The sequence below is a fragment of the Scopulibacillus daqui genome (genome assembly GCF_016908855.1).
GTDB classification, from domain to species: domain Bacteria; phylum Bacillota; class Bacilli; order Bacillales; family Sporolactobacillaceae; genus Scopulibacillus_A; species Scopulibacillus_A daqui.
Genome location: NZ_JAFBER010000040.1, coordinates 1 through 8,302, shown reverse-complemented (window position 1 = coordinate 8,302; position 8,302 = coordinate 1). Strand labels below are relative to the sequence as shown.

General features: G+C 33.2%; 13 protein-coding genes and 1 tRNA gene. 9 read left to right on the top strand and 5 right to left on the bottom strand.

Annotation, left to right across the window (positions count from 1 at the left end):
* Positions 1–155 precede the first annotated feature (155 nt).
* The 9 genes from JOD45_RS15900 (at position 156) to JOD45_RS15860 (ending at position 6,060) form a co-directional block, all read left to right on the top strand.
* Positions 156–677, top strand: coding sequence for a sigma-70 family RNA polymerase sigma factor (locus JOD45_RS15900; protein ID WP_205004896.1), 522 nt, complete (start codon positions 156–158; stop codon positions 675–677).
* Between the two features lie 1,161 nt (positions 678–1,838).
* A complete protein-coding gene (locus JOD45_RS15895) occupies positions 1,839–2,162 on the top strand; it encodes an AbrB/MazE/SpoVT family DNA-binding domain-containing protein (protein WP_205004895.1) in 324 nt (107 codons plus the stop codon).
* 3 nt (positions 2,163–2,165) lie between these two features.
* A complete protein-coding gene (locus tag JOD45_RS15890; protein WP_205004894.1) occupies positions 2,166–2,429 on the top strand; it encodes a type II toxin-antitoxin system RelE family toxin in 264 nt (87 codons plus the stop codon).
* Positions 2,430–2,646: 217 nt separating this feature from the next.
* Positions 2,647–3,237: a MerR family transcriptional regulator gene (locus JOD45_RS16910; RefSeq protein ID WP_205004893.1), complete on the top strand. Its 591-nt coding sequence runs from the start codon at positions 2,647–2,649 to the stop codon at positions 3,235–3,237.
* 610 nt (positions 3,238–3,847) lie between these two features.
* Positions 3,848–4,192: a hypothetical protein gene (locus JOD45_RS15880; RefSeq protein ID WP_239549329.1), complete on the top strand. Its 345-nt coding sequence runs from the start codon at positions 3,848–3,850 to the stop codon at positions 4,190–4,192.
* Positions 4,193–4,366: 174 nt separating this feature from the next.
* Positions 4,367–4,957 (top strand): MarR family transcriptional regulator, encoded by a 591-nt coding sequence (locus tag JOD45_RS15875; RefSeq protein ID WP_205004891.1) that lies wholly within the window; start codon positions 4,367–4,369, stop codon positions 4,955–4,957.
* Positions 4,958–5,043: 86 nt separating this feature from the next.
* On the top strand, positions 5,044–5,343 hold the full coding sequence (locus JOD45_RS15870; RefSeq protein ID WP_205004890.1) for a hypothetical protein: 300 nt from the start codon (positions 5,044–5,046) through the stop codon (positions 5,341–5,343).
* Between the two features lie 137 nt (positions 5,344–5,480).
* Positions 5,481–5,693 carry a helix-turn-helix transcriptional regulator gene (locus JOD45_RS15865; protein ID WP_205004889.1) on the top strand — a complete coding sequence of 71 codons (213 nt, stop codon included), beginning with the start codon at positions 5,481–5,483 and terminating at the stop codon, positions 5,691–5,693.
* Positions 5,686–6,060, top strand: coding sequence for a hypothetical protein (locus tag JOD45_RS15860; RefSeq protein ID WP_205004888.1), 375 nt, complete (start codon positions 5,686–5,688; stop codon positions 6,058–6,060). The genes JOD45_RS15865 and JOD45_RS15860 overlap by 8 nt, the downstream gene beginning before the upstream one ends.
* A 44-nt stretch (positions 6,061–6,104) precedes the next feature.
* Here the strand turns inward: JOD45_RS15860 and JOD45_RS15855 are convergent, their stop codons facing one another.
* The 5 genes from JOD45_RS15855 to JOD45_RS15835 form a co-directional block, all read right to left on the bottom strand.
* The gene (locus tag JOD45_RS15855; RefSeq protein WP_205004887.1) at positions 6,105–6,683 is read right to left on the bottom strand and encodes a hypothetical protein; all 579 of its coding nucleotides are present in this window, start codon (positions 6,681–6,683) and stop codon (positions 6,105–6,107) included.
* Positions 6,684–6,728: 45 nt separating this feature from the next.
* Positions 6,729–6,802 (bottom strand) — tRNA-Cys (locus tag JOD45_RS15850).
* Between the two features lie 84 nt (positions 6,803–6,886).
* Positions 6,887–7,423, bottom strand: a complete 537-nt coding sequence (locus JOD45_RS15845; protein ID WP_205004886.1) for an N-acetylmuramoyl-L-alanine amidase — start codon at positions 7,421–7,423, stop codon at positions 6,887–6,889.
* 57 nt (positions 7,424–7,480) lie between these two features.
* The gene (locus JOD45_RS15840) at positions 7,481–7,735 is read right to left on the bottom strand and encodes a glutaredoxin family protein (RefSeq protein WP_205004885.1); all 255 of its coding nucleotides are present in this window, start codon (positions 7,733–7,735) and stop codon (positions 7,481–7,483) included.
* Between the two features lie 19 nt (positions 7,736–7,754).
* A complete protein-coding gene (locus tag JOD45_RS15835; RefSeq protein WP_205004884.1) occupies positions 7,755–7,913 on the bottom strand; it encodes a YvrJ family protein in 159 nt (52 codons plus the stop codon).
* Between the last annotated feature and the right edge of the window lie 389 nt (positions 7,914–8,302).

Sequence of the window (8,302 nt, the reverse complement as noted above, 5' to 3'; positions counted from 1 at the left end):
TTTGCGCTTTAAATTCGGATGAATATCTTTTTCGTTTCATAAACCTACCTTAACATATCCTTTCTTCGTGTCTAATTTCTTGGGTCCATTATATAAATAGCCAATCCTTTCAAAATTATTTAAAACATAATCCTGTTTTATTAGAACAGCCTGTTATGAAGGAATATTTAAAGCGGAAGGAAAATTTGTTGTTACTTGCAAAAGCTGTATGTTATCCAACTGAAGAAAATAAAAGGAAATTAGACCATGGATTTAAACAATTTTTCTTTAAAATGAGGTTTATTAAATATATTTCAAATTTAATTTACTATCATTCTATAGATTTAGATAAAAGGTACAAAAATTTTTATCAAAGACATTCTTTGATTTTAGATAAGCCAATTCAAATGGATGATAACAAAGTAACTTTTCTAGATGTTTATCATTCTTATAAACCAAATGTGAGTGAATGGATAGTTAATGAGGGAGACGATATTTTTCATTATGTTGAGAATCCGAAGTTATATCAAGCTTTAAAAACACTTTCAAATAAGCAGTTGAAGATTTTGGAATTGTTTTATGTGCGTGGTTTGAATAACAAAGCAATTGCTGAATTTTTTGGTGAATCACCCCAAAATATTTCAAAGATACATCATAAAGCATTAAATCGTTTAAAAAATCAATTAGATAAAGGATGATAATATGCATGACTGTAGTAGATTACCAGCTGAATTTTATGTTGATGATATCTTAAAGCAGATGGAACCAAAAATAAGGAAAACCTTATATAGCATTCCAAAAAGTTATAGAGAAGATGTTGAACAAGATCTAAAATTAAAGATCATCCAGACAATTGATAATGTAAAATATGAAGAAACACCCGGATTTTTTGAATTTAAACAAAAAGTTCAGGGATGGTGAACATCATGATTAATAAATATGATTTGTTGTACAAATGTTATATTATGTCATGCCGTTGCCTTTCAGAGTATTCTAAATGTATTGAGTGCTGTGATTTAAAGGATAAAAAAATGTTTCAAGATCTTTCAATCGAAGCTGCTAAACAAATGAAAAAAATACGTAGTGAAATGAATTGTTAATGGAAAACGTGTAGACCTATCCTCACGTTTTTCTTACATTAGTTAACATAATGCATCTTAGCGGAACCACCCCAAAACAAAAAAGCCCATATTCGGCCAAATTCGCCGATATGGGCTGATTGTCATGCCGGGAAATCATGCAAAAATCGGTCTAATAATCAAAAACCGCGATCTCGTGATTGCTCCGGATTGCTTTGATTTTCAGTGCCATTTGAATGTTGCCTAAACCCCATAAAAAAGGGATAATATCGTGTTATATATCATAAAACACCTTATATTTTGTTGTTTATTAAGGAGAGGTTGTAGCATTGGTATTGATGTTAATGACGATGCTTTTAATAGTGATTTCGGTGCTTTCTTTAACATTTTATTTTGCTTATAAAGTATTTAAATGGTGACAAGAAGCGATTAGGGAATGAGCTGCCCGATCGCTTTTCTTTTTATACAAAATAACGAAAGTATGTTCCGGGGGTTTCTAAGAGAAACCGGGGTTAAAATCGTGTACGGTCCCAGTATCCTAAAGACCTATCAGGTTGGCTTAAGCCAACTCACAGCTACCTTAAGGTAGCGTTTTATCTTTACTGGAATGCTGTTGTATTTTACAACTCCGATGTTGCATCGTGCATCTTCGAAGTTTCATTTTGCAATTCTGATGTTGCGGCTATGCTCTTTTGAAAAATATTAAAGTATGTTAAAGTGAAATCAGAAAGTGCGAAAGTGTGATTTTTGTATAATCAAATTCAGAAGGGGTATCATATGATGGTAAAAACGTTAGAGCGAGGTGCTCATATGAAACGCGAATCCATTCGCTTTAAAAAGCGTTCTCAAATTACGATTCCTAAGGAGTTTGTAGACGCGTTACAACTACATGAGGGTGATCGCTTAGAGTGTCGATTAGAAGATGGAAAAATTGTCATTGTACCAATGGTAGAGGTGCCAAAAGATCAAGCATGGTTTTGGTCAGAGGAATGGCAAAAGGAAGAACGTGAAGTTGAACAACAATTAAGAGACGGTCGGGTGTCTCCTCCTATGAATTTTGAAGATACATTAGCAGCGCTTGATGATTTATCAAAGGAGAAGTAACCATTGAATTTTAGGCGGACAGATCGTTTTAATGAGAATTTTGCAGCCCTTGACGCTAAGTCTCAGAAGGCAATAAAGAAAGCCATAGCATTTTTGGCTCATGATCCGAGGCATCCGTCCCTCCGAACAAAGAAGATGGAGGGATGGGATTACATATTTGAAGCAAGCGCTAATATGGACATACGGCTTACTTTTCACTTTGAAAAACCGGATACAATTGTTTTAAGGAATTGCGGGCATCATGATCGTACGTTAAGAAATCCATAGGAGAGAGTAAGCTTTGTTGGCTTGCTCTTTTTTCAATTTAAGACGGGAAAGGGATGATCGGTAAGATGGTTAAAATTACTGATTAGATTAGAAAGGAAAAAAGACGGGAAGGACGAATGTTATTTATTGCTGCAGTACCATAGGACGGTTGCTTTTTGACAGCGGGCGGACGTCATTAGACGGTTAAAAATCCGTATATGAATGGGAGGACGACGGAGTGGACGGACTATTAAGGAAAAAAGATGTTGTTGAGGCTGTCGGCGTGCCTAAATCTACTGTTAGTGACTGGATAACGAATTTTTCGCCTTTTATTCCAAAAGTGAAAAACGGATCAACAGTCTACTACAAACCGGAAGCTATTGAAGTACTTTTAACAGTTAAAGAATTACGTGCCCAAGATTACGATATGTCTCAAATATCGCTTGAGCTCACAGAACGCGGTTTCCCGGTGGACGCCGAGACGGTTAGCGACGAGGTGAAGACGACGATAAGTCGGGCTGAAAAAGTCAAAGATCGGGACGCATTATTAACCGTTATGTCGACAATGGGAAAAGCGATGGAACGAATGACGGAGCTTGAAAAGTTGGTTGCTGAAACCAAAGCACAACAATTAGAACAAGAGAAAATTAATGAGCAGCTTAAAGAGAAAATAGAGGAACAAAAACAGTACATATCAGATCGAATAGAGGAGCGAGATGCAAAGCTAATGACGGCTATTCGTGAGCTGCAAGACTCACGAAAACAAGTGGCTGCGGAAGTTGATCATGAGAAGAAAAGAAGTTTTTTTTCACGATTGTTCGGGCGCTGATGATGCGTAATAAAATAAAGAAAATCATCATCAAACAATGATTGTTCTCAGAGCGTCATAGTGTCATTATCGTGAAAAAATAGGGTCATCACCATGTCGTCACCTAAGTTGTACCGTCTCATCACCTATCAAAAAGAGTGTCATCACCGACTCATCACCTGGGTATATATGTTCTGTTTTGGGTCATCACCGTGTCATCACCTAAAGGGATTTCTTGATATCAGAGTTTCGCTAGGCACTGCCTAGCATATCACGCCAAGTGATATCAGAAACTCCTTATGCTCTTTCTCTCTATTTCATGTGCTGATACAAAACATAGAAGTTCAATAAAAATGAGAAAGAAATGATCGGAAACATGGTCAAAAATACATTAAGGTCATGACAAAAAATCAATTAATAATGAACAATTTAATGGAGGAAGATCATCATATTCTGAGAGCAAAAAATGATGGTTTAATCCATCGATGCAATTACTTTTATGGTAGCGTCTATTTGTTAAGGAGAGGATACTTTGAATTGTTTATACTGCGATACAGAGAATGATGTTCTTATGGAGACATGTGTTTTTTGTGGCGCTCCTTTGCATCAAAAGCACCCAGAACGGAGTGAGATGGTTTACATAGAGATGTGTCATTTACCTTTTAATAAATTGGCAGCGCTCCATACTTATGACCTTTTAGTATTGTTACGATTAGTTAGGAAAGAGCGCTCGCAAAACTATGATCTTATGAGAAGCGCTCAAAAGCTCTCTAATAGCCCTTCAATAGATCAAGAGATGTTAAACTATACTGAAGAGCAGTACAAGCTTTATACAAAGCGTATGAAGGTTATAGAGGGTATTTTGATTGATCGGATGGGATATAAACCTGAAAGGATTGACGATAATCTGTTAGCTAAGTTGGATTCAAAAGTTAAAAAATTCGAGAATCGTAAAGAAAAATGCTTGAATGGGTAGAAAAAAGGGGATTTTATTGCTAATGTCGAAGATAGGAGAAAATGAAAGAAACCGCTATGCTTTGGCAGGCCAGCGGTTTCTGAAATCACGAAGGGATTATCCCTTATTCTCTTAAGTAATTATATTCTAGCATATAAGGGTTAATTCCTTCTACAAAAGGAGAGAAGGAATTAGATGGGAAAAACAATTAATTTTAATGATGCGGAGAAAAAGGCAAGATTAAGGGATATTGAAAACGAAAAAATCCTAACTGATGAAGAAATGAAGAAAGCTCATGAATTACAAGCAAAGGCTAATTCTAGAGGTATGAAGTTGGTTCCGGAGAGAAAAGTGAAAAATAGGGCAAAGTTTGTACAAATCATCCAACAAAATATATTGTATTTAAAGGAACAGCGATATCTTACAAATGCTGAAAAGAGTTTTTTAATTGATGTTTCCGGTTATGTGGGATTTTCTTCAAATTGTTTAGTTGATGATGTTAATTCTAAGAACCCTATGCCGATAACTCAAACGGATTTAGCTAAGAAGCTTGGAATGGATAAATCAAATATGAGTAAAAGAATAAATTCTTTAATTGATAAAGGATTGTTGGCTCGCTCTGAATCAGCTTTAGAAAGTAATAATGCACGTACATACGCATTATTTGTAAATCCTAATATTATGTTTTCCGGAAATCGAGACAGTGTAAACGAAACATTAAAAGCAATTTTTGTAAAGGCAATGAAAAATCCTACATTAAAAAACTTACCAATACGTTTAATTTAGAAGACACTATAAAGTGTCTTTTTCTTGTTATATACAGTATTTTTTGTAGTTGGTTTTTTTACCACCAAGAATTTATGATCTCGTAGTTGGTAAAATCGCCAACTAAAGTTGGTAAAATTGCCAACTACGAAAAATCCAAAAAACCGCGTCATTACAGTATTTTTGGTAGTTTAATAGGTTTGCTCCTTCTCACTCTATATATAGAGCAAACATTGTTACCCTTTCTTTATAAAACTTTCTCTCAAAATCTTTGCCATCAAGGCAAAGAAAAAGATTGCCATCAAGGCAATCGAATTAGATTAATAGGAATCAATAATATAATAATTATACCTACAACAGTCACGGATATAACTTTAATTAAGTCACCATTTTATTTTTTAAGATAACCGTAATAAGCTTGTTCCCCTTAAATTTTAACCATTTGTTATAATAAACCATTTTGTAAATAAAACTTTACATTTAGATAATTATGGTTCATAATGTAAATAAGACTTTACATTACGTTTTTTGGGGATGAACGAATATGTTTGTTAAAAATAAAATAAGAAATTTAAGGAAGGAAATGAACATAACCCAGATTGAAATGGCTAAAGCATTACAAATTACTCGACAGTCAGTAACAGCTATTGAAAGAAATAAATATAATCCAAGTCTTGAATTATCTTTAAAAATCGCTCGTTTTTTTAGTAAGCCTGTTGAAGAAATATTTTATTTAGAGGAGGATAATAATGACTAAACAAAACTATATTGGTATTTTAATTGGTGTTATATTGTCCGCTGGAATAATATATTTGGTTAGTCATAATATTTATTATGCTCTAATAGGTATTTTTGCACCAATTATAGGACATTTAGTTCGAGAATTATTTAATAATAAAAAAGCTAGTGATGATGAGGTGCCAGAGATTGACGAACGTGTTTCATTTAACTTTAGAAAGTTTATGTTAAGTTTTTTTGGATTATTATATCTTATATCTCTCCTTTTAGCTGTTATCCTTTTAATATGCGGAATTGGCATGATTAATGTACAATTTATCATTTATTATTTATTAATTATATTTGTAATTATTATTGTTGCATATTCGATTATTAGAAAAAAATAAAAGGAGATCCTTTAATAGGATCTCCTTAATTTAAAGATAATTCATTAGGTAATTTTAGTAATGATTTCACAAAGACCTCTTGTTCCAAATAAACATCCAAGATTTAATATAACTCCACAAATTGGGGTACAAACGGCTTCACCAGGGCCCGATTCAGCACAAGCGGCTACACATTTTGTGAGTGAACCTACTACGCCGCCAGAACAAATAGCTTGGACTATTCCTTGACAGTCTGACATTGAAATTAAGGCTTGGATTTCATCAGGTTTATTTAAATTATATTCTTTATGTTGCAATTGATCGTTTTCTATAAAGTATAAATCAATTGTGTTTCCTTTTTTTACTTGTGAATATGGTATATCATCTTTTCCAGTAATAAAGGTAACATCGCCAACTAATTTAGAGTCTTCATAAATATTAAATACAACTTGTTTCATTAGAGGTTTTTTATCAGAGTCTGTTATTTGATTAATGGTTGGATTTTTTTCTTTAACATTATATCCTTGTTTTTTACGTAAATTTACTAATTGCTGAATTTCTTTATTATTTAAAGCCTTATTTAGAGATTCGTCGTATAATTTGGATCCTGGTTCTAATTTTTTTATTTGTAGATCTTCTGTCATTATAATTCCTCCTAATTTTTTAGAGTGCACTCTAAATTTTTGATTTGGAGGCAGCATTCGGATTCGAACCGAAAATCAAGGTTTTGTAGACCTTTGCCTTACCGTTTGGCTATGCTGCCATGTGTTTACTATATAAAGAGAAATTAATTAACTGAAAATCAACCGTTAAAAATAAAAAATTTAAAGCTCCTTGATAAGGAGCTTTAAATTACTTTAATTATGCTTTCAGCAATTGTTTGACTTAATTCATTAATGAAATGTGATTGTTTTAAACATTGAGCATCATGTGTCGCATCTAAAAATAAATTCTCCAGCAAGATCGCCGGCATTTTTGTTTCCCTTAACACGGCAAAATCAGCCGTCTTTTCGCCGCGATCTCTTAAGCCAAATTCTTCATAAAAAGCCATCACCTTTTTATGCAAAACAGATTGCATGTGAGCTGTCGTTGTCCCTTTTAAGCCAGGAAAAATATAACTCTCGAATCCTGTGCCGCCACCTGAATTATGATGAAACGACACAAAATAATCGGCCTTTAACCGGTTTGCGATATCAGCCCTTTCTAAAAGACTAATAAAAGTATCATTAGCCCGTGTCAGATGAACACTTATTCCTTTGTGTTGACTTAATTGCTGCTTTACCTTTAGCGTAATTTCTAATGCCAAATCTTTTTCTACTAACCCATGACCTGATGTACCCAGATCATAACCTCCATGACCGGCATCCAAAACAATGACAAGCATAAAAATCCTCCTTTCTTGTTTTAAAGAGAAAGGAGGTTAAGTATTATTAACTCTGTTTTACGATTGCATGATAAGCTGTTCTAGCTTTTCTTTGTTAAATCCTATAACTTTATGCTCATTGTCACTGTTTTTAATAAGTGTGTAAGGTACACCATTAGCATGCAGATCTAAAAATTCATTTAAAAATTCTTCACTATTAGTAATATTCTTTTCAATAAAAAGGATTTTGTTTTCTTTCATCCATTGAACCTGTTGATGACAAAAAGGGCATCCAGTTTGTGTATATACAATAATTTCTTTGTTGTTTATCATTTCAGTATTTCCTCTCATTTTATTTTTTCTTGCTTATAATACTTTCTCTCAATTGATCTATAGCATTTGAGAGATTTTCAATTTTCTTTTCAAAACGGAATAGAAGGTAAATCGCTAATACAATCGGAAAACCATAATTCCCTACAATAATTGCCCATTCAGGTAATTGGTCATTCATAGGTTCCCTCCCGATGCTGTTAAATATACTTTGTTAAATAAAGAGAAAGATAGAGATGAAAAGTCAACGAACCTAATAAAAAAACTATTTTTAGTTATTTTGAACTATTTTTTGTGACTTTTTAGCAAGAATAAAAAGTTAGTAAAGACAACAATATTAGTATCGATTATAATAAATCAAGAACATATGTTCTTGATTTTTTCTATTATTTGGTTGATATTTTTAAAACTCATTTCTCTTTATTACATATAAGGAGGGATAGTATGGAAAAATGGAATGAATTATCCTGCTTAATAAGGTGGACCCCATTGTCAAGACACTAATTTTAAATTTTTAAGGTGGGTTGATCTATTTTCAGACCGGCTGTGTAATAAGAGTATGAGGTACTC